21 protein-coding genes and 1 pseudogene are annotated in these 22978 nt (G+C 61.8%); 6 read left to right on the top strand and 16 right to left on the bottom strand.

Annotated features, from left to right (window positions below; genetic code table 11):
• From PF66_RS15600 to PF66_RS15630, 7 genes are all read right to left on the bottom strand, one after another.
• Positions 1 to 1252 (bottom strand): HAMP domain-containing protein (locus tag PF66_RS15600; RefSeq protein WP_160319847.1); only part of this gene is annotated, 1252 nt, incomplete at its 3' end.
• Positions 1249 to 3411 (bottom strand): chemotaxis protein CheA, encoded by a 2163-nt coding sequence (locus PF66_RS15605; RefSeq protein ID WP_054058753.1) that lies wholly within the window; start codon positions 3409 to 3411, stop codon positions 1249 to 1251. The genes PF66_RS15600 and PF66_RS15605, both read right to left, overlap by 4 nt.
• Positions 3411 to 3716, bottom strand: a complete 306-nt coding sequence (locus PF66_RS15610) for an STAS domain-containing protein (protein ID WP_054058752.1) — start codon at positions 3714 to 3716, stop codon at positions 3411 to 3413. The genes PF66_RS15605 and PF66_RS15610 overlap by 1 nt, the downstream gene beginning before the upstream one ends.
• A 13-nt stretch (positions 3717 to 3729) precedes the next feature.
• Positions 3730 to 4098, bottom strand: coding sequence for a response regulator (locus tag PF66_RS15615; RefSeq protein WP_054058751.1), 369 nt, complete (start codon positions 4096 to 4098; stop codon positions 3730 to 3732).
• Positions 4099 to 4107: 9 nt separating this feature from the next.
• Positions 4108 to 4872 (bottom strand): methyl-accepting chemotaxis protein, encoded by a 765-nt coding sequence (locus PF66_RS15620; RefSeq protein ID WP_416773504.1) that lies wholly within the window; start codon positions 4870 to 4872, stop codon positions 4108 to 4110.
• A 630-nt stretch (positions 4873 to 5502) separates the two neighbouring features.
• Entirely contained in the window at positions 5503 to 6132 is a 630-nt protein-coding gene (locus tag PF66_RS15625) for a response regulator (protein ID WP_054058750.1), read from the bottom strand.
• On the bottom strand, positions 6129 to 7952 hold the full coding sequence (locus tag PF66_RS15630; RefSeq protein WP_054063323.1) for a PAS domain-containing protein: 1824 nt from the start codon (positions 7950 to 7952) through the stop codon (positions 6129 to 6131). The genes PF66_RS15625 and PF66_RS15630 overlap by 4 nt, the downstream gene beginning before the upstream one ends.
• A gap of 314 nt (positions 7953 to 8266) precedes the next feature.
• Between PF66_RS15630 and PF66_RS15635 the strand changes: the two genes are divergently transcribed.
• The gene (locus tag PF66_RS15635) at positions 8267 to 8845 is read left to right on the top strand and encodes a DUF1349 domain-containing protein (protein WP_241494390.1); all 579 of its coding nucleotides are present in this window, start codon (positions 8267 to 8269) and stop codon (positions 8843 to 8845) included.
• A gap of 111 nt (positions 8846 to 8956) precedes the next feature.
• Here PF66_RS15635 and PF66_RS15640 read toward each other — a convergent pair whose 3' ends face one another.
• Positions 8957 to 9400: a tautomerase family protein gene (locus PF66_RS15640; protein WP_054063199.1), complete on the bottom strand. Its 444-nt coding sequence runs from the start codon at positions 9398 to 9400 to the stop codon at positions 8957 to 8959.
• Between the two features lie 96 nt (positions 9401 to 9496).
• Here PF66_RS15640 and PF66_RS15645 point away from each other — a divergent pair, with 96 nt between their 5' ends.
• Positions 9497 to 10468, top strand: a complete 972-nt coding sequence (locus tag PF66_RS15645; protein WP_054063324.1) for a GlxA family transcriptional regulator — start codon at positions 9497 to 9499, stop codon at positions 10466 to 10468.
• A gap of 88 nt (positions 10469 to 10556) precedes the next feature.
• On the opposite strand, the pseudogene PF66_RS33955 reads toward PF66_RS15645, so the two are convergent.
• Positions 10557 to 10931 (bottom strand): annotated as a pseudogene (locus PF66_RS33955) (NAD(P)H-dependent oxidoreductase); the annotation flags it as partial.
• On the opposite strand from PF66_RS33955, the gene PF66_RS15650 reads away from it, so the two are divergent.
• Positions 10901 to 13552 carry an excinuclease ABC subunit UvrA gene (locus PF66_RS15650; RefSeq protein WP_054063200.1) on the top strand — a complete coding sequence of 884 codons (2652 nt, stop codon included), beginning with the start codon at positions 10901 to 10903 and terminating at the stop codon, positions 13550 to 13552. The pseudogene PF66_RS33955 and the gene PF66_RS15650 sit on opposite strands and share 31 nt — an antisense overlap.
• A gap of 157 nt (positions 13553 to 13709) precedes the next feature.
• Here PF66_RS15650 and PF66_RS15655 read toward each other — a convergent pair whose 3' ends face one another.
• The gene (locus PF66_RS15655; RefSeq protein WP_054063201.1) at positions 13710 to 14096 is read right to left on the bottom strand and encodes a nuclear transport factor 2 family protein; all 387 of its coding nucleotides are present in this window, start codon (positions 14094 to 14096) and stop codon (positions 13710 to 13712) included.
• A 250-nt stretch (positions 14097 to 14346) separates the two neighbouring features.
• On the opposite strand from PF66_RS15655, the gene PF66_RS15660 reads away from it, so the two are divergent.
• Positions 14347 to 15381 (top strand): GlxA family transcriptional regulator, encoded by a 1035-nt coding sequence (locus tag PF66_RS15660; protein WP_241494376.1) that lies wholly within the window; start codon positions 14347 to 14349, stop codon positions 15379 to 15381.
• Positions 15382 to 15391: 10 nt separating this feature from the next.
• Here PF66_RS15660 and PF66_RS15665 read toward each other — a convergent pair whose 3' ends face one another.
• The 3 genes from PF66_RS15665 to PF66_RS15675 form a co-directional block, all read right to left on the bottom strand.
• Positions 15392 to 15874, bottom strand: a complete 483-nt coding sequence (locus PF66_RS15665) for a YybH family protein (RefSeq protein ID WP_054063202.1) — start codon at positions 15872 to 15874, stop codon at positions 15392 to 15394.
• A gap of 75 nt (positions 15875 to 15949) precedes the next feature.
• A complete protein-coding gene (locus PF66_RS15670; protein WP_054058757.1) occupies positions 15950 to 16822 on the bottom strand; it encodes a DJ-1/PfpI family protein in 873 nt (290 codons plus the stop codon).
• A gap of 130 nt (positions 16823 to 16952) precedes the next feature.
• Complete coding sequence (locus PF66_RS15675) at positions 16953 to 17699, bottom strand: SDR family oxidoreductase (protein ID WP_054058745.1); 747 nt, start codon at positions 17697 to 17699, stop codon at positions 16953 to 16955.
• Between the two features lie 402 nt (positions 17700 to 18101).
• On the opposite strand from PF66_RS15675, the gene tatA reads away from it, so the two are divergent.
• Positions 18102 to 18344, top strand: coding sequence for a twin-arginine translocase TatA/TatE family subunit (gene tatA / locus PF66_RS15680; RefSeq protein ID WP_054058744.1), 243 nt, complete (start codon positions 18102 to 18104; stop codon positions 18342 to 18344).
• 25 nt (positions 18345 to 18369) lie between these two features.
• Here the strand turns inward: tatA and PF66_RS15685 are convergent, their stop codons facing one another.
• The 3 genes from PF66_RS15685 to PF66_RS15695 all read right to left on the bottom strand — a co-directional run bounded on the left by PF66_RS15685 (position 18370) and on the right by PF66_RS15695 (position 21902).
• Positions 18370 to 20166, bottom strand: a complete 1797-nt coding sequence (locus PF66_RS15685) for a sensor domain-containing phosphodiesterase (RefSeq protein WP_054063203.1) — start codon at positions 20164 to 20166, stop codon at positions 18370 to 18372.
• 149 nt (positions 20167 to 20315) lie between these two features.
• Positions 20316 to 21332 (bottom strand): polysaccharide deacetylase family protein, encoded by a 1017-nt coding sequence (locus tag PF66_RS15690; protein WP_054063204.1) that lies wholly within the window; start codon positions 21330 to 21332, stop codon positions 20316 to 20318.
• A gap of 12 nt (positions 21333 to 21344) precedes the next feature.
• Positions 21345 to 21902: an ester cyclase gene (locus tag PF66_RS15695; protein WP_081009869.1), complete on the bottom strand. Its 558-nt coding sequence runs from the start codon at positions 21900 to 21902 to the stop codon at positions 21345 to 21347.
• Between the two features lie 135 nt (positions 21903 to 22037).
• Here PF66_RS15695 and PF66_RS15700 point away from each other — a divergent pair, with 135 nt between their 5' ends.
• Complete coding sequence (locus PF66_RS15700) at positions 22038 to 22973, top strand: LysR family transcriptional regulator (RefSeq protein WP_054058741.1); 936 nt, start codon at positions 22038 to 22040, stop codon at positions 22971 to 22973.
• Positions 22974 to 22978 lie beyond the last annotated feature (5 nt).

A 22978-nucleotide genomic window follows, 5' to 3' on the forward strand; every position in this document is an offset into this window, starting at 1 on the left:
CCATCGAGGCACTGGTTTCCTCGACCGAGGCGGCCTGACTCGACGCGGCCTGGCTCAGGCTTTGCGCGGTGGCGGAGATTTCCTCGGCGGCATTGCTGAGCATGCCGGTGGACTGGTGGACCTGACCGATGACGTCGGCCAGTTTGCGTACCGTCGCATTGAGCGACTGTTGCAGCTCGTCCAGATTTCCGTTGTAGCGGCCGTTCATGGTGCGTGTCAGATCGCCGCTGGCCATCCCTTCGATCACGCTCATGGCTTCGCGCAGCGGGGTGACGATGGCTTCCAGCGTATCGTTGATGCCGTTGACGATGCGGCGGAAGTCTCCTTCATGGCGATTGGCATCGGCGCGGGTGTCGAGGCGACCGTCCAGGGCGGCCTGGCTGAGCATCTGGGTGTCTTCGATCAAGGCCTGGATGTTGCGCCGCAAGGTCTCGATGCTGTCGTTGATAAAAGCCTTCTTGCCTGGGAACTGCTCCAGCGGTGCGGTCAGGTCCCCCTCGCTGAAGGCCTTGATGCAGGCCATCGCCTTTTTCTTCACGCTGATATGGCCTGCGACCATGTCGTTGATGCCCTGGGCAATTTCTCCATAGCTGCCCTGAAAGCGCGAGGCATCGATGACTACGTCGATGTCGCCCTTGTCGTGCTCGTCGGCCATGCGGCGCATTTCGCTCAGCAGGCTGGTGAGGTTGCCACGCAAGGTCTCCAGGTTGTCGTTGATGAAGGCTTTCTTGCCAGGGAAGGCCTCCAGGGGAGCGCCCAGGTTCCCTTGGGCGATCGAGAAGACGCAGGCCATGGCCTTTTTCTTCACGTCGATATGGCTCGCCACGAGCGCATTGATGCCTTGGGCCATTTCACCGTAGAGGCCTGGCAGGCGGGTGTTCAGGGTGACATCGATGTCACCGCGTGCGTGTTCTTCAAAAACGTGTTGCAGGTTCTGTGCAAGCCCCTCTATCTGAACGCTGAGCTGTTGCAGGGAGCCTCGCAGTGAGCCGGCGATGGCGGGTGTGGGCGGTGTGGGGCTGGTTTCTCCACGCACCAGTTGCTGACCCAACTCGACCAGTGCCTGGAGGTCACCGCCGAGCTGGTTCGCCAGGCTGCGTTGCAGTAGCCATCCCTGAAGAGCGATGGCAATGGCTGCCACGATGGCGATAGGCATTATCACGGCGGCTGCCAGGTTCGATGCCAGGGTCAGGGTCATCAAGGCGAAGAGAGCGGTCGCGGTCAAGGCCAGGATGCGAATGGTGATGTTCATGGTTGGCTACTCCATTGGGGAAGGGCAACGCCTGAGGCAGTGGGGCGAGCGGGCTGTGTGAATTGAGCGAGCAAGCCGGGGATATCCAGGATCAACGCCACGGCGCCGCTGCCCAGGATCGTGAAGCCGGAGAGGGCCGGGACCTGCCCGAACACCTTGCCCAGCGGCTTGATCACGGTCTGGAATTCGCCCAGCAGTTGATCCACCACCAGGCCGGCACGCACCCCGGCATAGCTGACGACCACCACGTTCTCCCGACGGGGGCGCGGGCTGGTTTCGTCGAAGAGGTTGCGCAGGCGGATGAAGGGCAGCACGTCACCGCGCAGGTCCAACTGATCGAGGTCGTCGAGGTCGACGCTGGGCAGTTCGATGCATTCCTCGACCATGTCCAGGGGGACCACGTAGCTGGAAGTGCCGACGCCGATCAGGAAGCCGTCGATGATCGCCAGGGTGAGCGGCAGGCGAATGCGCACGCGGGTGCCGACGCCCAATTGGCTGTCGAGTTCCACGGTGCCGCGCAAGGCGGTGATGTTGCGCTTGACCACGTCCATGCCGACGCCGCGGCCGGAGATGTTGCTGATCTGTTCGGCGGTCGAGAAGCCGGGCTCGAAGATCAGGTTGAAAATGTCCTTGTCCGGCAGTTGCTGGCCTTCGCTGACCAGGCCGCGCTGTATGGCCTTGGCGAGAATCTTCTGTGGGTTGAGGCCGCCACCATCGTCGCTCACTTCGATGACAATGCCCCCGGCCTCGTGATAGGCGTTCAGGCGCACCACGCCCTGCAGTGGTTTGTCGCTGGCCTGGCGTTGTTCGGCCGACTCGATGCCATGGTCCATGGCATTGCGCACCAGGTGGGTAAGCGGGTCGCCGATCTTCTCGACCACTGTCTTGTCCAGCTCGGTGTCCCCGCCGCTGATGTACAGGACGATGTCCTTGCTCAACTCCTTGGAGACGTCGCGCACCACCCGCTGGAAACGATTGAACGTGGTCCCGATCTGTACCATGCGCAGAGTCAGTGCGGAGTCACGCACTTCCTCCACCAGGCGCGAGAGCGTCTCGGCGGATTCGCTCATGCTCACCAGGCCGCTGCCCTGGGCGAGCATGCGGGTGTTGGCGCCCGCGATGATCAGCTCGCCCACCAGGTTGATCAGTTGGTCCAGCTTGCCGGCATCGACGCGTATCAGGTTGGCTTCACCGGAAGCACGCGTGGTTTCCTTGGCGGGCTTGCCCACGACGCTGCTGTCGCTAGGGTCGGCGCTGCCCGCTGCGTCGGGGACGGTGGCTTGCGTGGATTCGGTGGCTGGCGTGGCGCTTAGTTGGGCCAGCTCGGCCTCGCTGAGGGTGCCGCAACGCAACAGGCGCTGGCGCTGGGCATCGCCTTCGTCGAGTTGTTCGGCCAGCAGCTCGGCATAGCGGGCAAGCGAGTCGCCGGGGGCCAGTATGCGGATACGTCCGTCCTCACGGACAAAGTCGAAGGCGCCTTCGATCACCGCCCGGTCGGCCTCGCTGGCGAAGGCCACTTCCAGGCCCAGGTAGCAGGCTTCCGGGTCAAGCGCGTCGAGCACGGGCAGGTGATCGACTACCGGCTCGACGTGCCGCAGCTCACCAAAGGTGCGCAGGTAGCGAACGAAGGCTACCGGGTCCATCCCGTTGCGCAGGCTGTCGATACCAAAGCGCAGGGACAGGTGCCAGTGCCGGCTGGCAACCCCATCGCCGGATAGCGTCGCCGGCTCTACGGAGGCTGGAGCGGTGTGTGCGGCCGCCACGCCCAGGTACTGGCTGAGCCGTGCCACCAGTTCCGCTTCATGAAGGCACCTGTCTTGCGGCAGTTCGGTCAGGTCGAGTCCCTCGGCAACATGGTCCACCAGGCCGGTGAGGTGGTCGCCCACCAGCAGCATCAGGGCACTGAGATCGGCGCTGAATGGCAGCTCGCCGGCGCGGACGCGGTCCAGGACGCTTTCGGCCACATGGGTGAAGGCGACGATGGAGTCAAAACCGAACAGCCCGGAGGAGCCCTTGATGGTATGGGCGGCACGGAAGATGGCGTTGATGAGTTCGGGGTCATCCGGGGACTGCTCGATCTGCAGCAACGCATCCTCCATTTGCAGCAGCAATTCCCGGCTTTCGGCGATGAAGGTGCCGATCACATTGTCGAGATTCATCAGTGCGCCCCTTCGACAGGGAGCAGGTCACGTAGCCCGCTCAGTTGCAAGATCTCGGTCATGGCCGCGCTGGCCCCTACGAGGCTGAGGCTGACCTGCTGGCGGCTGGCTTCCTTGCAGGTCGCCAGCAGCAGTTGCAGGCCGGCGCAATCGACTTCCTCGATGGCGCTGAGGTCCAGGTGCAGGTCGACGGCGCCCCGCAAGGCGTTGGCCAGCAGGAGCTTGGTGTCGGCAGCGGTATAGATCGTCAGTGCGCCGTCCAGGGCCAGGTGGCGACTGCCATCGGTGGTTTTGAGTGTGTTCATGGTGGTCTCCGGGTCAGGGCAGGATCAGCTTGGAAACGGCCGTCAGCATCTGCGCCGGCTGGAACGGTTTGACCACCCAGGCCTTGGCGCCTGCAGCCTGGCCTTCGGCCTTCCTGGCGTCGCCGGACTCGGTGGTGAGCATGATCACAGGGGTGAACTTGTAGGCCGCCAGTTGCTTGACGTTCTTCACAAACGTGATGCCGTCCATGTTCGGCATGTTCACGTCGCTGATGATCAGGTGCACTTTGCGCCCGTCGAGCTTGGTCAGCGCGTCCTTGCCGTCAACGCCTTCCAGCACTTCGTAGCCGGCGTTTTTCAGCGTCATGCCAACCACTTGGCGGATGGAGGCGGAGTCGTCGACGATCAGAATGGTCTTGGGCATGGCCTGTCCTCAGAAAAAAGTGATGTCGGAAGCGGAATCGGCCACGCCAGCACCGCTCTTGCGGCCGCTGTGGATGGCGTGCTGTTCGGGTGTGGTGTAGGTGCGAGAGAGTTCGTCGAGCCAGGAGCGGGCATCCACGTGGCGGGCCTCTTCCTCTTCCAGATGCAGGGCCAGGCGTCCGATGTCGTCGCGCATGTGGCCGAGCATCTGGCTGACACGGTCCTGGAACTGCAGTGCAACGAGCACCTCGCCGATCTCTTCTCCAACCGCGGCGTTGTCGTTGTGCAGGGCGTTGCCCTGTTCCACCAGGCGGTTGGCACTGGAGTGGAAGAGGGCGATCACCTGACGGATCTCCTGGCTGGCCTGCTCCAGAATGCCGGCATCACGGCTGGCATGTTCGTTGGAGAGCTGCAGGGCACGTTCGATGGCGTCGCTGACGGTCTCGATCGTGTCGGCAATTCGCTGGCCGGTTTCCTCGGAGAGGGTGGAAAGCTTGCGCACCTCGTCAGCGACCACGGAGAAGCCACGACCAGCCTCGCCGGCCCGTGCGGCTTCTATGGCGGCGTTGAGCGCCAGCAGGTTGGTCTGCTTGGCGACATCACCCACTTCCTTGGCCATCGTGCGCAGTTGGGCGGTGTAGCTGTTCAGCCGCTCCATTTCCTGCAGCGTGCGCTCCTTGCTGGAGAGCGCCAGGCGCAGTTGGCTGACGATGCCAGCGAGTTCCGCTTCACTCTGGGCGAGCAGATTTATCAGGGAGTCGCTGTCGGCTTGCATGCCGTTGGAGGCTGCGGCGCTGATGCGGCCGGCCAGGCGGGAGAAGCGTTCAGACAGCGCCTCAATGGCGGTCTGGGTCTGATGGCGGGCAGATTCGATCTGCGCCGACCAGATGGGCGCGATGCGGATGCACAGCTCCGCCAGTCCCCGGACATGCCGTTCGGCATCGACACAAGCGCTTTCGGCGAGCAGCTCGCTCTCGGCACGGCTCAGCCTGTGTTCGTAGGTGTTGCGGTAGCGGGCGAGGACGAAACCGAGCAGCAGAGTAGGCGCACCAGCCGCCAGGGCCCAGGCCGGAGAGGGAAACCGACTGGCCAGCCAGAACAGTACCGCGCAACCGAAACCGCAAAGGGCGATGGGGCGCCAGGAGGTACTGGAAGTTTGGTTTGGACTGGTCACTGTCACGCTCCTTCAGAACACAAGACCCGCCGAGGTGTCGTGCTGCGGGGGTGTGCTCAGAATGGGCGTGCGGTGCGCTGGGTTCTATCGTCCTTTCCCGGTGATGGCATAAGGACATCTTTCTTTTGTGTAGGGATTTCCTTAGGGCAGATGTTACGGCTGTCTAAAGGCAGGCCACGGGCGCTGTGCCACAGGGTGCCTGTGAGGCGACGGGCTTCCTGAAGGGGCGGGTCAGGCCGTCAGGCCGTGGGCCATGGCGTACTTGATGATCTCGGCGTTGCAGGTGAACCCCATCTTCTCCATCAGCCGAGCCTTGTGGGTGCTGACGGTCTTGTTGCTGATGACCAACTGGTCGGCGATCTGGTTGACGCTCAGGCCCTTGCCCAGTAGTCGCAGAATGTGAAACTCGCGATCGGAGAGCTGAGTGGCGGCATCGTCCGAGGGGCTGCTGCTGGCGAAGGCGAGCTGCTCGGCAATGCGCGGGTCCAGGTAGCGGCCACCTCCTGCAACCTTGTGGATCGCGGCGAGAAGGGTTTCCGGGTTGTGGTCCTTGGTCATATAGCCGTTGGCGCCGGCGCGCAAGGCGCGCTGGGCTATCTGTGCCTCGTTGTGCATGCTCAGGACCAGAATGGGCAGGTTCGGATAGCGGTTATGCACGCGGCTGATCAGGTCTTCACCACTGAGGCCGGGCATACTCATGTCCAGCAGTAGCAGGTCGCATTCACCCTCGCGCAGCCGTTCAAGCACCTGGGCGCCATTCTCGGCCTCCGCCGCCACCTGAAGACGGGTGTCGAACTCGATCAACTGCTTGAGGCCGCCACGCATGATGGCATGGTCGTCGGCTATGAAAATTCGGATCATACGGTCTCCCTGGGCCCGCTGATGGGAAAGGTGGCCTGTACCGTGGTGCCATGGGCCGGATGGCTGAAGACCACTACCTCACCACCCAGGCTGGCACCGCGCTCGCGCATGCCGGCCAGTCCGAAAGAATGCTTGCCGACGCTGGCCGGGTCGAATCCATGACCATTGTCGGTAATGTCAAGGACATAGCGGTCGTCGACGTACTCGAGGCTGATGATCGCACGAGTGGCACCGGAATGGCGTGCGATGTTGGTCAGGGCTTCTTGCACGATGCGAAACGCAGTGGTGGCCTGGCTGTCGTCCAGGGGCGGCGTACCGCTGGGGGCCTGCAATTCACAGACGATGTGAGTGTGGTGGCTGTGGAAGTCGTCGATCAGCCATTCCAGGGCGGGATACAGGCCCATGTTGAGCACGGCGGGTCGCAGGCTGGTGGCAATCGAGCGGACCACGCCGATGGTGCGGTCGCACAACGCCATGAGCGATTCAACGCCATCGCCAAGTCCTGGTGCCTGCTCGCCGTGTTTCAGACGCAGCAGGGAGATGCCCATGCGCAGGGCTGTCAGGTGCTGGCCCAGTTCATCGTGAATTTCCTGGGCGATCAGCTTGCGCTCTTCTTCACGGGCGCTTTCCCGGCGGCTGGAGAGTTCGCGCAACTGACGGTTGCTGGCGGCCAAACGCCGTTCCGCCTTGCGGATGCCGCTGATGTCGCGTGCCACCGAGATGACGCTGGTGATCTCGCCATCCGCGTTCCGCTCCGGCACAAGCTGAATGAGGTAGTGGATCTGTTGTTCGGTCGGCCCGTCGATTCCGTGGATCAGTTCTTCCTCCATGGGCTCGCCTTTGGTGGCAACCTGGCGCACCAGGTCGGCCATGATATCGACTTGGGAATTGTCGCCGAACGCCTCCCTTGCCGGTCGGCCGCGTGCCTCTACCAATGGCAGTCGGCAAAGCGCTTCCAGGGCCGGGTTGGCATAGATCAGACGGAAGTCCGGGGTTAGCCGACCGATGGCATCGGGGGTGTTCTCGATCAATGCTCGCAACTGCCGTTCGTTGCGCAGGAGGGTGCCCGCGATATGCCGTTGTTCGGAAAGGTCGTGGATCAGCGCCAGGCAGTATGTGTGTCCGTCGTAACGAAAATGGCTGAACTGAATGGTGACATAGCGGGAGGATTCCTCGCCAGGCACCGTCAACTCGCAACTGAACACCCGTTGGTTTTCCGGGGCCTCTTGCAGGCTCTCATCGTCAGTCAGAAGGTCCGCCAGCTTGCCTGCAACCGGTCCCAGGACCGCTGCCAAAGACTGCCCCAGCAGACGCTGGCGCGTCTGTGCGCAGAGTCGGCAGGCGGCTTCATTGAGGTAGCGTATGCAGCGCTGGCTATCGAGCAGCAGCACTCCATCAGCGGTGTAGTCCAGAGCGTAGCTCAGTAGGTAAATCTGCTCGGCGCGATGGCGATAGCTCAATGACGGTTGTAGGCGAATCATGCAGTGGGAGGGGGTGCCGGTGTCGTCGTTGATCACTTGCATGCCCAGGTGGACCCATTGGTTATCACCTTCTGGTATAGCCAGCCGGATCTCGCCGACCTCCAGGCCTGAATGCCGAACCCGTACCCGCTCGAAGGCTCGGAGCACGGCTTGGCGGTCACGCGGGTGCAGCAGGGACTCCAGCGAGGCGCCCAGCAGGTCCGACTCGGAGCGGCCGAGCATTCCCTTCAGGGCGGGATTGACATGCTGGATCCGACCGTCCAGCTCCAGCAGGGCCAGGCCCACCGAAGAGGACTCGAACGCCCTGCGAAAGATACCTTCTTGCGTGCAGTTCTCCATGACCGCCTCGACCATCTTGTTATACGACCGCAGGAGTATGGATCATCTGTCCATGAAGCAAGTGGCTTGTTGAAACTTTCTTGACCTTGGCGCATCACTTAGGGAACTGAGCTATCTCAGGTATTTCGTTGCCATAACAGAGCAAGAGCAGCCGAGACCGGGCCTCTATCCGGGTCAAGGGACGAGGGAGGCAAGACCAGTCTTGTTGATCAAGTCGTAATCGCTCACCAGCAAACCTCGGGGATCAAGTGGTGGAAAGCATTTTGGGGCATAAAAAGGCAGACGCAGCGCTCGCTCGGAGATTTGAAGAGTCCATTTGGCGCAATACCCGCTGGCTCAATGAGCCGCGCCATTATCTCGCGTATTCAGACGATTCGCTGGAGATGATGACCCATTTTCAGACGGATTTCTGGCGTGAAACCCACTATGGCTTCATACGGGACAGCGGACACTTCCTGGCGTTTGAAACCGATGGAGGCTTTACCGCACAGATCAGGATCAACGCCGATTTTCGTGAGCTTTACGACCAGGCGGGAATGATGGTCCGGTTCAATGAGGAGACCTGGGCGAAAGCGGGTATGGAATTCAGCGATGGCCATCCAATGATCAGCAGCGTCCTGACCCAAGGCAAATCGGACTGGTCGCCAGCGGCCTTTACTGGAGACCCCGCCGACTTCTGGCTCCGCATGACGGTATCCGAAGGTGTGCTGCGTGTGCAGTATTCGACCGATGGGGTGAGTTGGCCACTTCTCAGGCTTGCACCGTTTCCAGAGGCAAAAAGTTACCAGGTCGGCCCGATGTGTTGCACTCCGCAGCGAGAGGGTTTGAAGGTGAAGTTTTCCGAGTGGTCGTTGACCCCCCCATTGGGTCGAGATCTGCATGATTTGAGCTAGTCGACAGGTCGAAGGCCGGCGATTAAACAATGCATCGAGTTGGCTGCCGGCGCTGTCCAGGTTCTTCGGTTTTTTCGATTGTACCCAGGCGTTGATGAGGATTTCTGTCTGTCAGGGGGCAAGATGCCTATAACCGGCGGCACGGGTGAAATCGGCAAGATGCCAAAGGCTTCCGTTCGCTCTCCAGGTGCCATCGGCGACGTCCACCAGTTGTATCGATGTCATCAGCATGCGCCGATCATTCGGTTCCCGGCATTGTTCGACGGCCTGGTGCAATGCCTGCACATAGTTCTTGCGCATCCGCTCGTCCAGAACACCGGCCGGCACCTTGACCCTGAGGATGCAGGGAATGGCCTGGGCATGCAGGTTCACGCCACCGCAGAACCAGTCTTCAGCTCGAACCTCTTCGATGAGCACCCAGCACAGGGCGCGCTGGCGGGGGTCATTGCCGATGTGTTCGCAGGCGATTGCGACCTCGCTGACGTGCTGCAACAGGCGCTCGCGTTGCGGCTCACTGAACGCTCCGCAGGGTACCTTGATCAGGATATTGGGCATGGCTGAAACCTTGTCGATGGAAGGAGGTGCTATTGGGCCAGCTCCGCGACCGCTGCAACAGTGACCGATCTGTCTCTTTTCGTGCATAATCGGTCAATGCATGATTTCACCCTTATCGTCACACCGGGTGCATTCGCCTCCAGCGTCTGTTCCACCCTGGACATCCTCGCCACCGCAAAAGCTGTTGCGGAGCGTCGCGGCCTGGCCACGCCACGTTGGCGCGTGTGCGGCCCTCAACCCGGATGGGTGGGAGTGGGGCATGGCCTGCAGTTGCCCGTGGAGCCATTCGAGGCCGAGGTCGAGGACAACTCGTGCTGGGTCATACCCGGAATCGGGGTCAGTGATATCGGGATGCTCGAGCAGCGCCTGAAGGAGCCCTGGGTGGCTCCCCTGCTGGGGGCGTTGAACTCGCACATCGCAAACGGCAAGGAGGTGGCCGCCTCCTGCTCGGCGGTCTTTCTGCTGCAGGCGGCGGGGCTGCTGGAAGGCCGGAGCGTGACGACTTCCTGGTGGCTGGCTCCGCATCTGCAGAAGATGGCAACGGGCTGTCGTGTCGACCCGGATTTCATGGTGCTGGCCGATCCTCCCCTGACCACGGCGGGTGCCGCGTTCGCTCAAACCGATCTGATGCTGCACCTGCTACGCAGGCGTCTGTCGCCTGAAATAGCCGATTGGGTGAGCAAGGCCCTGCTGCTGGATCGCCGGCAATTGCAGTCCCCGTTCGTAGTGCCCGCCATGATGGTGCAAGGCAATGCCCTGGTCTCACGCCTGAGCGCACAGATCGAGGCTTCACTGCCGGATCTACCGGGAGTGAAGGCCCTGGCCGCGAGTGTCGGCATGTCCGAGCGGACCTTGTCGCGCCACGTCCACAAGGCCACGGGGCACTCCACCCGGCAACTCATCCAGCGGGTGCAGTTGCACAAGGCGCGGGCACTGCTCGAATCCGGCGAGCACTCCGTCGAAGCCGTCTCGGCACTGGTCGGATACCAGGATGCAACTGCGCTGCGGCGTTTGATGCGTCGGTTGTTGAACGCAACTCCGCAACAGTTGCGCCTCTCTCCGAGATGACCTCGGTACGCCCCCCATCATCGTCACTGCCGTTGTCGCTTTCCTCGTAGGCCCAGCCCATCGAAAACACACGGTCGATCCAGCCTTTGAGCAAGGCGGGGAATGACCACCAGCAGATCGGGTAGACGATGACCAGGGCATCGGCACGCTCCAGTCGTTGCTGCTCAGCTGCTACGTCAGCCGGCGCTGCTGCCTGCTTCATGAAAAGCGCCTGGTCCGCCCGGTTGAAGCGCGGATCGAGCCCTTCGTCAACAACTGCGGCTTGAAATCTGTGCCATTGCACCCGCGCAACGCACCGACCACACTCACGAGCCAGACGGGGTATCGCGAAGGAAACCGTTGCCCGCTCGATAATGCGGCATCGCCAGCATGAGTTGCGGTTTACCCGCACCTTCAGCGCGTTGCCCTCCACGAACAGCAGGACAGGAACACATGCCAAACCCTTCATACGGTGAATCCTCATGCAGCGCTGCGGCCAGTGGCCAGGTGGAAGTGCGTGGCGCGCGGGAACACAACCTCAAGAATGTGGATGTCGCCATCCCACGCAATGCGCTGGTGGTGTTTTCCGGCGTGTCCGGCTCCGGCAAGTCCTCGCTGGCGTTTGGCACGATCTACGCCGAGGCGCAGCGGCGCTACTTCGAGTCGGTTGCACCGTATGCGCGGCGGCTGATCGATCAGGCGGGCGTACCTGATGTCGATGCCATCGACGGCCTGCCGCCGGCGGTGGCGCTGCAGCAGCAACGGGGTGCGAGCAATGCGCGTTCCTCGGTGGGCAGCGTGACCACACTGTCCAGCCTCGTGCGCATGATGTACTCGCGTGCCGGCACTTATCCGGCCCATCAGCCGATGCTCCATGCCGAGGACTTTTCGCCGAACACGCCGCAAGGCGCCTGTCCGGCCTGCCATGGTCTGGGTCATGTGTACGAGGTGACGGAGGCCACCATGGTGCCCGATCCCTCGCTGAGCATCCGTGAGCGCGCCATTGCGGCCTGGCCGCCGGCCTGGCATGGCCAGAACCTGCGCGACATCCTGGTCACCCTGGGCTACGACGTCGATCGTCCCTGGAAGGATTTGCCGAAGAAGGACCGGGACTGGATTCTTTTCACCGAGGAGACACCCACGGCGCCGGTCTATGCGGGCCTCACGCCGGCCGAGACCCGTGAGGCGCTCAAGCGCAAACTCGAACCCAGCTACATGGGGACCTTCACGGGCGCCCGGCGCCATGTGCTGCACACCTTTGCCAACACCCAAAGCGCACTGATGCGAAAGCGCGTATCGCGCTACATGGAGGGCCGGCTGTGCCCGGCCTGCCATGGCAAGCGACTCAAGCCCGAGGCGTTGTCGGTGACGTTTGCCGGGCTGGACATCGGCGAGTTCATGCAAATGCCCTTGGATCGCTTGGCGGCCTTGCTCGAGCCTGTTGCCCTGGGCGATTTCCCCGCTCACACGGCACAGGAAACGAGCGATCGCGAGGTGACACGGCGTGACCGTGCCGAGCGTGCCGCCAACCGTCGAACGGTTCATGCGAGTGCGCCTGACGTGCGGCGCACCAGCACGCTTTCGCAGGAAAAGCGTCTCGCCGCGCAGCGCCTGGCGGGTGGTGTGATGGCCCGTCTGCGCCAGCTACGCGGATTGGGTTTGGGCTACCTCACCCTGGACAGGGCGACGCCGACGCTGTCGGCTGGCGAACTGCAGCGTTTGCGCCTGGCCACGCAACTGAGCTCCATGCTGTTCGGCGTGGTGTACGTGCTGGACGAACCTTCGGCGGGCCTGCACCCCTCTGACAGCCAGTCCCTGTACGACTCACTGGACACACTGCGCGATGCCGGCAATTCGGTCTTTGTCGTGGAGCATGACCTGGATCTGATGCGTCGTGCGCAATGGCTGGTGGATGTCGGGCCGGACGCGGGAGAGCGTGGCGGCCGGGTGCTTTACAGCGGTGTGCCGCAGGGGCTGCGTGAAGTTGCCGAGTCGCATACCGCGCGTTATCTGTTCGACGAGATCCCCGCGCCGCTCAGCCTTGAGCGCGAACCGGCCGGATGGCTGGAACTGCACGGCATTCGGCGGCACAACCTGCATGGCGTGGACGCCCGCATCCCGTTAGGGGTGTTGACGGCGGTGACGGGCATCTCCGGGTCGGGCAAGTCCAGCCTGTTCGCCCAGGCCCTGCCGGAGTTGCTGCTGCTGCACCTGGGGCACGAGCCGCAGGACGATGCGGCGGAAAGTGCCGAGGGTGAAGGCCCCACCGTGCTCGAGGTTACCGGCGGTCATCTGGCCGGAGACCTGGAGGTTGTCCAGCGCCTGGTTCAGGTCGACCAGAAGCCGATTGGCCGCACGCCACGTTCCAACCTGGCCACCTACACCGGTTTGTTCGATCACGTGCGCAAGCTGTTCGCCGCCACGCCGGATGCGCGCCGTCATCGCTATGATGCCGGGCGGTTCTCCTTCAATGTGCCAAAGGGGCGTTGCGAAACGTGCGAAGGGGAGGGGTTCGTCAGCGTGGAGCTGCTGTTCATGCCCAGTGTCTACGCACCATGTCCGACCTGTCATGGCGCGCGCTATAACGAGGCCACGCTCGCCGTGCGCTGGAATGGGCGCAATATCGCCGATGTCCTGTACATGACCGTGGAAGAAGCCCATGACTTCTTCGCGGGCGAAGAGGCCATCGCCCGCCCGCTGCGGCTGTTGCGTGAGATCGGCTTGGGTTACCTGCGACTGGGGCAGCCCGCCACTGAATTGTCCGGGGGGGAAGCGCAGCGCATCAAGCTCGCCACGGAGCTGCAGCGAAGCCAGCGAGGCCGCAGCCTTTACGTGCTCGACGAGCCGACGACCGGACTGCATGCCGCGGATGCCGACCGCCTGCTGCTGCAGTTGCAGCGCCTGGTCGAGGCCGGCAACACGGTGGTGATGATCGAGCACGACATGCGCGTGGTGGCCCAGGCCGACTGGGTGATTGACGTGGGGCCAGGGGCCGGGGACACCGGTGGTCGTATCGTGGCGGCCGGTACGCCCCGGCAGGTAGCGATGGCGTCGGGAAGTCGGACGGCTTCGTTTCTTGCCGAGGCGCTCAGGCGCGTGCAGTAGGAGGGGCATGCTGTCGGGGGCCCGGTACAGGGCATTCTCTGAGTAAGTCACTGCCGGGGCGCCTGACCAGGCTCTGCACGACATGTATCTGCGCTCACCCAGGCTGCGTTGAAAACCGCCTTGCCTGGCCTTCGCTCGAAAGTATTTCGTACAAACCCTAGTCATACCGTTGGAAAATCTTGGAGATGATTTTCCACTGGCCATCAACCTTCAGCAGCGAAAGAAAATCGTGGAAGCTGGCGCCCATGACGTCGTTTTCCATGTCCACACGGACAACGGCGGCGGTGGGCGCAATAGCCAGGATATCCAGGCGGCTGCGAGCATTCGGTGACGCTCCCAACGACTCGAAAAAACTTTCGAACACGGGAATGGCCGGGCCCTGAAGCAGGTCATTACCGCTGTAGCCCCACATGATGGCGTCCTGGTGAAAGGCGCTGTTGATTCGCGCGATGTCTGCCGTGCGATAACCCTCGATATAGGCTTGTGCTGCCTGAATCACTGCGTCGTATTCGGTGGTGGCGATGGGTTTCAGATGTGAAGTCATGATTTGGCCTGCATGTGTCAGTGGTCATGGCCGGCGTAACGCCTTGTGCGCTGATGAGCCGGCTGAAACGGGCTGATGTTTCCAAGCCCAGGTTTCGGGGGCGTGCCACTCAATGAGAGGCGTGGCCTATCCAGGCCCGCTTCAGGGGGCAGCGTCCGACTGACTCTACGGACAGACTGGCGCAGCACAAACGACGTTTTTCCCTCATTTCAAGCCATATTGGAGCAGGGTCCATTGGCTCCTTGTCGGAATGATTTACCATCAGTTCATCGTGGATTTTTCCTCCCTGCTCCTGGAACAACTGATCATGCATCGGATCGGATTCTTCGTTTGCCACGGCCATGACGCGCTCGATCTCGCCGGGCCACTTTCGGCGTTCAACCAGGTGGTCACTGTGGCAGGTCAAAGTCCCTATGAGCTGTGCGTGGTGTCACTGACGGGTGGAAGCGTGTCGGGAAATACGGGACTGCCCATCGAGACTGCGGTTTATGAGGGAGAAACCTTCGATACCGTGGTTTTCGTCGGGGGGGACATCGCTCCGATGCGGACCGTCGAGACGGTCATCGCCGCGAAAGTTCTGAGCGCGAACGCTGCCCGGGTGGCCAGCGTCTGCACGGGGGCGTTTCTGCTGGCCGAGACCGGGTTGCTGGACGGAAGAAAGGCAACCACTCATTGGCGATATGCAGCGCAATTGCGGTCCAACTTTCCCAGAATCAAGGTCGAGGCCGACAGTATCTACATCATGGATGGCCATGTCTGGACTTCCGCCGGTATCGCCTCCGGGATAGACCTTGCCTTGGGGATGATCGAGAAGGATATGGGCGCCGACGTGGCGCGTGGGGTCTCAAGGTTATTGGTGGTTCCCTACCGTCGTCCGGGGGGACAATCCCAGTTTTCCGAGATGTCGCAAATGGACCCGCAATCAGACCGGATTCGGATTGCATTGAATTTCGCCCGTGCCCATCTGGCTGAGCCACTGCCGGTAGAACGGCTCGCTGACGCTGCTCGACTGAGCTTGCGGCAGTTTGGACGGGCCTTTCGCCGAGAGACCGGAGAAACGCCTGCAAGGGCGGTGGAGCGCCTGCGGGTAGAAGCAGCGAGGCTGCGGTTGCAGGATGGCAGTGAGCCGATCGAGCAGATTGCGCTGGCGGTGGGATTTGTCGATCCGGAAAGGATGCGCCGGGCCTTCATCAAGATCCATGGTCATCCACCCCAGTCTATCCGGCGCCAACGCAGAGATGGGCTGAAAGAAGATGCCCAACCCGCCCCTGCGTGTGTGGAGTGACCTTCAATGCTCAGGGGTTGAGCGGCTTCGCAGCCTCATTATCGTTCCACATGTCCCGATGAAGTTTCCATTCTCCGTTCTGTTTCAAAAAGATCAGGATCTGTTTGCCCCGGTACTGGACCTTGCCCGTGTGATCACGAACAACCGCATCTGACACTTCGGTAACCGCCCGGTCATCGCCGTAGAACTCGTAATCGCTGAAGGTGACCGTATTGGGCTTTTTGCCCACGAAGGCCTCTGTAAAGTACGCAACAATCGCGGCGGGCCCCACGACCCGTTCCCCACCCGGTTGCAGCAGTGCGCCATCTTCGGTGTACAAGCGCCCGATGGCCTGGTAATCCCCGTTTTTATACGCTTGGGCCCAGCGAATGTTTTCAGCCTTGATAGCTGTTTCGGTCGCAGGCTGCACATTCGCGGCGCACGCGAGGGAAGAAGCTGTGGTGAGCAGGATGGCAGCGGTTGATACAGTGATTTTCCGTGTGATGATCGGCATGTGTTTCAGTCCACAATTTTTACATCAGAGGTGACCAGGAGGCTGACCAGGGGCCGGCCTCCTGGCGTGGAGACTTCATTTGACGCCTGGAATCCGAGCGAGGCCCTTGGATGCTCCGGGAAGGTCCTTGTCGACCATGGCAATCACCTCGGGCCTGGCGTCTCTTGGGTGACCAGAGTGGAATGGCGGCGCAGGATCGTATTCGATCGCCAATTGCGTGAACTCGGCAGCTGTTTGGCCTCGCAGCTTCGCTGCGACGCGCAGAGCAAAGTCGATACCTGCTGTCACACCGCCACCACTCATGAAGCGGCCGTTATCGTCTTCCACGAAGCGATCAGGTACCGCAATCGCGCCGTACTCGCCAAGCTTGTTGATAAAAGCCCAGTGGCAGGCGCTTTTCTTGCCATTGAGAATACCGGTGGCGGCCAGAACCAGGGATCCGTTACACACCGAGGTGACGTGTTTGGCGCTTTCGGCCAGGCGGCGGATCTGTTTCTGATATTCCGGTTGCATCGGGACCGACAGATCCGACCCTCCAGGAACAAGAATCAGATCCGTTTTTTCGATATCAGCCAGGCGTTCGGTGTTTCCATAGACGACCCCGAATTCCAACGTCACGTTTCCACCCTTGACGCTGGCATAACGCACCTGGGTATTGGGAAGCCGGTGGAAGATTTCACTCGGGCCAGCAAAGTCGAGCAGTGTTCCGCCATCGTAAGTGACTATCAAAATAGTGAGCGGGTCATCAGGGGACATCGCGGCAGGCTGGTTCGGCTGAGCCAAAGGTTTTGCAGTGGCGGCAGATGCTGACGCGACAGGAGCAAGCAACGTGCTTGCGCCGAACATGGCGCCCAAGGTCGCCACGCTGCCGAACTTGAGAATGTTGCGACGGGAATGCCCAGCCTTTAATAACTGGTCGAAACCCTTATCATCATTTTTGTCAGTCATGATAAAAGCACCCATATTGTGAATCAAAGTAAGCAATACCCAGCCAATCAAACATTACAGTGGGTTGTAATGGCGGCTGGCATATTGAAGAGGAACGGGTAATGCGCTCGGGCGTAACTTGCCCCATGAGTCAAAGCTGGGATGCGCCGCCGTCTACCACAAGCTCAGTGCCGACCACGTAGGAAGATTCGTCACTTGCGAGATACAGGGCTGCATAGGCGATATCCTTGGGCTCACCCATGTGGCCGACAGGAACAAACTTCGCAAACTCGCTTTTGAAATGTTGAAGATCTTCTTCGGGCATGCCCCATTTCGACAAGAGAGGTGTGTTGATTCCACCAGGGGCAATCGCATTGAAGCGGATCTTGCGATCCAGAAACTCGAAAGACCAACTGCGTGCGAGGGACCTCACTGCCGCCTTGGCCGCAGCGGTCAGGGAAATATTGTGCTTGCCCGTCTGGGCCACGAAAGAGGTGTTCAATATGAACGATGCCCCCTGACGCAGCGCTGGCAGCACGGCCTGAAGTGTGTACACCACGCCCTTGACGTTGATATCCATGATGTCGTCATAGAGAGCGGCATCTATGTCGTTGAGGGGCGAGGGCAATGCACAGCCGGCGTTAGCGAATACAATGTCCAACCCGCCAAACTTTTCATGCACCTGAGCCGCGATCTTGCGCATATCGTCGAGCGAACGTACATCACCCTTGAGAACCAGGGCGTCCTCGCCCAGTTCAGCCTTGATTTTTCCAAAAATTGTATCGTCGCGACCGGTCACTGCAACTCGGGCACCTTCTGCAATGAACAACTTGGCAGTCGCCAGGCCAATTCCGCTGGTGCCACCCGTGATAAGTGCCGTCTTGTTATCAAGCCTCATTGGATCTTTCCTTACGTAGTGAATGATTGTCCAAGGAATGAGAGCGCCTTGTTGTGCTGGCGCTTGTGGGTGTGTTTCAGCATGAATTATGAGACGGGAGTGCAATGGCACAAAGGACTTAAAACCCTCATTTCGCGACACCGGAAAGGCTGGCAAGGCGGATATCCCGGATCAGCCTGTATAACGACAAGTTGCTCACCGTGGTTGGTGAATCCGCAATGTGCGGATTATTCAACTTGCGCCTGTCCGGCCCGGCAGTATTTCCATCAGAGTGCACAAAGGAGCCAGTCGCAACATGGCCCGAAACGAGGGAAATACGTCGTTTGCGCTTGATGCAGTCATACGTAGTCTTGGGGCAGGGCGAGAGTCCACAAGGCTTGAAATATAGATGAGGCGTTCTGAATGGGCATTTTCGACTGGAAGCACTGGATGGTAATACTGCTCGTTGCAGTACTCATTTTCGGAACTAAAAAGCTGAAAAATGCGGGGGCTGATGTGGGGGAATCCATCAAGAGTTTTCGCAAGGCCATGAGCGACGATGAAAGAACTTCCGATGAAGCGACAGCTCGGCCGTTGGCTCAGCCACAGACTATCGATGGTGAAACCCATCAGGTTGTAGAGCCTGTCAACAAGGCGCAGGCCTAGACCTCCGAGCTCCAGCTCGGCCCGTTCAGAGGCCGAGGGCGACCGCCGCCGGCCTGTCGCCGCCTGCCGGCAGGCTGGGGTTGAAACCCAGGGCAATGTCATCGGAGGGGCGGGTGAAGTGCGCCAGAGGCAGGGGCCGGCTGAGGAAATACCCCTGGGCTTCATGGCAACCGTATTCGCGCACCAGGTTCAGGCAGCGGAAGGTTTCGATACCTTCGGCCACGGTGCGGTAGCCCAGCTCATGGGCCAGCTGGAACACCGAACGGGCGATGATCCGGTTGCGTGGGCAGTGCTCGAGGTCGGTCACCAGCGACTTGTCCAGCTTCAGCACATTGGCGGGTATTTCATGCAGGTAGGCAAAGTTGCTGTAGCCGGTACCGAAGTCATCGATGGCCACGTCCACGCCCAGTTGGCGCACGGCCGCCAACTGGGTGATGACCTGCGGGTCGGCCCTGATCCATTCGCCTTCGGTGATCTCCACCTCCAGCCGTGGCGGCGCGATATGGTAATGCTGGCAGGTGCGGCTCAGGGTGCGCGCGATGTCCAGGCCCTTGAAGTCCTGGGCCGAGAGGTTGATGGCCAGACGAACCTCGTCGTCGTTCCAGGCCGCCAGTTCGCTCAGGGCGCGGTCGATCACCCAGCAGGTCACGCGGCTTATCTGTCCGGCGCCTTCGATCAGGGGGATGAACTCGGCGGGCGAGATCATCCCCAGGCGTGGGTGCTGCCAACGGATCAAGGCTTCGGCGCTGAGCAGGCGGCCATCGTGCAGGCTGAAGCGCGGTTGGTATTCCAGGTACAGCTCGCCATTGTCCAGTGCCGTGGGAAAGTCATTGAGCAGGGTGAACGCCCGGCGTTGCGCACGATCCTGGGTTTCATCGTAAACCGCCCAGGGACCATGGCGCGAAATCGCCAGTTCGACCGCATGGGTGGCCTTGCGCAACAGGTCGGCCGCCGGCTGGTTGCCGAGTTCGCAAGTGGCGACACCGATGCTCATGGCCCGGGGCGCGAATGGCTCGCTGACCAGTGCCACCAGGGCACGAAACAATTCCTGCTGGCGAGGGGCGCGGCAGTTGAGCAACACGCAGAAGTCCCGTTCGCTGATGTGATAGAGCTCGGCCACGCCCTCCAGGCGCTCACGCAGGCGCTGGGCGGTTTCGCGGCGTCGCGATTGGCCGCTACTGACCCGCTCCTCCAGGGCCAGGCGGTCGTCGCCGTAGCTGTCCTGAAGCCGCATGACCATCAGCAGGCGCGCCGTGGCATCGGCGTCCACCAGGCCCTGGGTGTCGAGCATGAACTGCAGCAGGTTGGGCAGCCGGCTGACGGGGTCGCGGTAGCGCAGCGATTGGCTCTGCTCGATCTGCACCATGACCATTTCGGCGAAGTCTTCCAGTGCCGTCAGCTCGTGGGGTTCCAACGGATGCGGGGCCTTGTCGATGATGCACAGACGGCCCAGGGCCTGCCCGTTGCGGTCGCGCAGCGGTGCGCCGGCATAGAAGCAGATGCCATCGGTGGCCGTGACCAGGGGGTTGTGGCCGAAGCGCGCGTCCTGCCGTGCGTCGGGCACGTGCAACACCCCCGGGCGGTCCAGGTGATGGCGGCAAAACGACTGTTCGATGGGCGTTTGAGGCGCATCGAAACCGACACGGCCGGCAAACCACTGGCGGTCCTTTTCGACCAGCGAGATCAGCGCCGTCGGCACCTTGAAATAGGCGGCCGCCAGCCGACAGATGCGGTCGAAGTTCTCGTTTTTGGCGGTCTCCAGCCATTGCAGGGCGTGCACGGCCGCCAGGCGTTGCTGTTCGGCGTCGAAAGTAGGGGGCATCAGGCGCTCCTGGAGGGCGACAATGACCCTGGGCAATGGCTAATTGATATTTAAATGCTATCAACTTACGACCACCCCCCTTCGGGAAGGTTTCACACTGGCACCGACCTTCTTTCCGATCGCCTTCGCCGCCGTTTTCAGGCAGCAGCTCAGAGGGTTTCCTTCTCGCGCACGGTCAGCGGACTGCTGGCCACGAACCGGGCGATCTCGTCCTTGCGCATGAAGGCGACGCCGGCCCTGCTCTTGGCATAGGTGATGAATTCGTCCCACACGCTCACCATCTGCGGGGAACCGCTGATGCGATCGTGGGCGCTGATGGACATCATGCGGCGGCGCGATCGCGCTTCCTCATACAGCACATCGAAGTCCCGCTTGATCTGCGCCAGAAATCCGTCCGGCGAGTAGTTGCGTCCCTCGATCAGCAGGATGTCGTTGTTGCGCAGGGTGTAGGGGACGACGATGAAGTCCTTGCCGTTGACCTGCTCGATAAACGGTTCGTCGCGACTGAGGTCGTCGATGTGGTAGAGGTAGCCCTGTTCCTGCAGCAACGAGAGGGTATTGGGGCCGCGACGAAGCCAGTTGCAGTTGTAGCCCACGGGGCGCTGGCCGGTCACTTCCTCGACCATGCGAGTGCCCTCGGCGATGAACCGGCGCTCCTCCTCGCGGCTCATCGCGTACTGCGAGCTCCAGCGCGGGCCATGGCCTGCGGCTTCGTGGCCCCTGGCAACGATTTCCCGGGCCAGCTCCGGGTGGCGGCGCGCGGCCTCGCCGATCATGTGGGAGGTCACTTTTACGCCGTGGCGATCCCAAAGGTCGAGCAGGCGCGGAACTCCCTCCCGATAGCCATAGGCGAACCAGGTGTTGGTCGCGGCATCCGAAGGCACGTTGGCCGGGAACTCCACCTTGGGGAACGGGCTGTCGGTGCCTTTGGGGGGCTGGCCTCCTGCCTCGAACTGCATCGAAATGGAAACCACCAGGCGGGTGTCGCCTGGCCAGAATCTGCCATTGGCGTCATGTGGCTGGGTGGCCACTGTCTTCTGCGGACCGGCCTTGGCGCCGGGGAGCATGGACGCGGTGGCGATGCCGCCGGCCAGCACGCCGGTCTGCTTGAGGAAACGGCGCCGGCCGCTATCCGGCGCCTTAAGGGATTGTTCTGTCGAGGCCATGGGGGATCTCCGTTATCTGGCCACCAGGCCGGCTTGTTGAAGGAACGTCAGGTTGTCTTCCAGGTGCCAGTTTTCGGCGATGCGTCCGTCGGCGACCCGATAGATGTCGGTCGCGATGAAGTCGATGTTCTGGCCTTGTCCCGGCTTGCCCATGAAGGTGCCGGTGAAATGGCCCGTGAAGTGCAGGTGCGTGACCACCCGGTCGCCGGCCACGATCATCTGGCGGATTTCGCAACGCAGGTCCGGCACGGCGGAGCGGAAGGCCTTCGACGCGGCCAGCACGCCTTCGATGCCCTGGGCACGGCCGCCAGGCAGGGTCTTGTCGGAGAACGTCGGTGCCAGGGCCTGGCGCGCCATGGCTTCCTCACCGGTGTTCCAGAATGTGCCGTAGCGGCTGGCCGCGAGGGTTTGTGCTTCGAGCGTCTTCTTCGGCAGGCTGCCATCGACGACCAGGGTCGCGGGTTGGACGAGTTCGCCGGATTGGGCCAATACCGGTGTGACCACGGCCCCCAGGATGAGGGCGGGGATCAGGGCGGCTGCACGAAGCCGTCGGTGAGAGTTGAAGGACATGGTGGTCTCCTGGATTCGGGAAGTGGGGGGGGGGCGGCGCTGGTGTGCGGCCTGTCACCATGGTTACTCAACAAATCGTCGTCAAATACCGGTATTCTTTGAATGGATCCTTTCCAATATTTCAAGAGTTGACGGATGATCGACAACCTGCCAAGCCTGCGCACCTTCGTGCGCGTCGTCGCCGCCGGCAGCCTGTCGGCGGCTGCGCGAGAGATGGACCTGTCGCTGGCGATGGTCAGCAAGCGCCTCACGCAACTGGAGCGGGAGCTGGGGATCCGTCTGCTCCAGCGCACCACGCGAAAGCAGGTACTGACAGAGGAGGGGGAGCTGTTTCATGCCGAAGCCGTTCGGATACTGGCGGCCATCGAACAGGCGGAGGCGGTCATCTCGGGGAGATCCCAGGCGATTGATGGCACGGTCCGTCTGAGCGCTCCCGTCGAGTTCGGACGGCAGTGGATCGCCCCCGCGATTGCCGCTTTCCAGAAGAGGCATCCCAAGCTGCGCGTGCAACTGGAGCTTTCCGACGTTGTCGTCGATCTGCTCGATGCCAACATCGACCTGGCCATCCGTTTCGGCAACCTGGCCGATTCATCCCTGATCGCCCGCCCGTTGGCACCGAATTTCCGGGTGTTGTGCGCATCGCCGGACTACCTGAGGCAGTTCGGTGAGCCCACTCATCCCAATGAGCTGGTTCATCACCAATGCATCCTGATCGGCAGCCGCCCTCGAGCGGTGTGGACCTTCGATGGCGAGGAGCCTCTGTCGGTGCAGGTCACCGGGACGTTCGTCACCAATGACGGCAGCGCGGCCCATGCGCTGGCGCTCGAAGGGGCCGGTATTGCGCGCAAGTCGATCTGGGACGTGGGCGACGAAATCCTCGACGGCCGGCTGAACAGGGTGCTGCCGACGTTTGCCATTGCGGCGGCACCGTTGAATGCGATCTACCCGACGGGACGCCACCTGGCGCCGCGTGTGCGGGCATTGGTGGAATTTCTGGGGGATCGGCTCGGCAAGGCATGGCGCTGGGAGCGCATGCGCCAGGTTGGGGCTGAAGGCTTGCAAGCCAATTAATGGTT

The organism is Pseudomonas asplenii (genome assembly GCF_001293465.1).
In the GTDB taxonomy this organism is placed as follows: Bacteria; Pseudomonadota; Gammaproteobacteria; order Pseudomonadales; family Pseudomonadaceae; genus Aquipseudomonas; species Aquipseudomonas fuscovaginae_B.

Bases quoted from the DNA above. Each gene is read 5' to 3' on its own strand.
- PF66_RS15695 (WP_081009869.1), bottom strand. From the start codon at position 21,902: ATGTCCTTCAACTCTCACCGACGGCTTCGTGCAGCCGCCCTGATCCCC.
- PF66_RS15655 (WP_054063201.1), bottom strand. From the start codon at position 14,096: ATGACTTCACATCTGAAACCCATCGCCACCACCGAATACGACGCAGTG.
- PF66_RS15620 (WP_416773504.1), bottom strand. From the start codon at position 4,872: ATGCAAGCCGACAGCGACTCCCTGATAAATCTGCTCGCCCAGAGTGAA.
- PF66_RS15700 (WP_054058741.1), top strand. From the start codon at position 22,038: ATGATCGACAACCTGCCAAGCCTGCGCACCTTCGTGCGCGTCGTCGCC.
- PF66_RS15675 (WP_054058745.1), bottom strand. From the start codon at position 17,699: ATGAGGCTTGATAACAAGACGGCACTTATCACGGGTGGCACCAGCGGA.
- PF66_RS15690 (WP_054063204.1), bottom strand. From the start codon at position 21,332: ATGGCCTCGACAGAACAATCCCTTAAGGCGCCGGATAGCGGCCGGCGC.
- PF66_RS15605 (WP_054058753.1), bottom strand. From the start codon at position 3,411: ATGAATCTCGACAATGTGATCGGCACCTTCATCGCCGAAAGCCGGGAA.
- PF66_RS15685 (WP_054063203.1), bottom strand. From the start codon at position 20,166: ATGCCCCCTACTTTCGACGCCGAACAGCAACGCCTGGCGGCCGTGCAC.
- PF66_RS15630 (WP_054063323.1), bottom strand. From the start codon at position 7,952: ATGGAGAACTGCACGCAAGAAGGTATCTTTCGCAGGGCGTTCGAGTCC.
- PF66_RS15660 (WP_241494376.1), top strand. From the start codon at position 14,347: ATGATTTACCATCAGTTCATCGTGGATTTTTCCTCCCTGCTCCTGGAA.
- PF66_RS15670 (WP_054058757.1), bottom strand. From the start codon at position 16,822: ATGACTGACAAAAATGATGATAAGGGTTTCGACCAGTTATTAAAGGCT.
- PF66_RS15640 (WP_054063199.1), bottom strand. From the start codon at position 9,400: ATGCCCAATATCCTGATCAAGGTACCCTGCGGAGCGTTCAGTGAGCCG.
- PF66_RS15645 (WP_054063324.1), top strand. From the start codon at position 9,497: ATGCATGATTTCACCCTTATCGTCACACCGGGTGCATTCGCCTCCAGC.
- PF66_RS15665 (WP_054063202.1), bottom strand. From the start codon at position 15,874: ATGCCGATCATCACACGGAAAATCACTGTATCAACCGCTGCCATCCTG.
- PF66_RS15615 (WP_054058751.1), bottom strand. From the start codon at position 4,098: ATGCCCAAGACCATTCTGATCGTCGACGACTCCGCCTCCATCCGCCAA.
- PF66_RS15650 (WP_054063200.1), top strand. From the start codon at position 10,901: ATGCCAAACCCTTCATACGGTGAATCCTCATGCAGCGCTGCGGCCAGT.
- PF66_RS15610 (WP_054058752.1), bottom strand. From the start codon at position 3,716: ATGAACACACTCAAAACCACCGATGGCAGTCGCCACCTGGCCCTGGAC.
- tatA (WP_054058744.1), top strand. From the start codon at position 18,102: ATGGGCATTTTCGACTGGAAGCACTGGATGGTAATACTGCTCGTTGCA.
- PF66_RS15625 (WP_054058750.1), bottom strand. From the start codon at position 6,132: ATGATCCGAATTTTCATAGCCGACGACCATGCCATCATGCGTGGCGGC.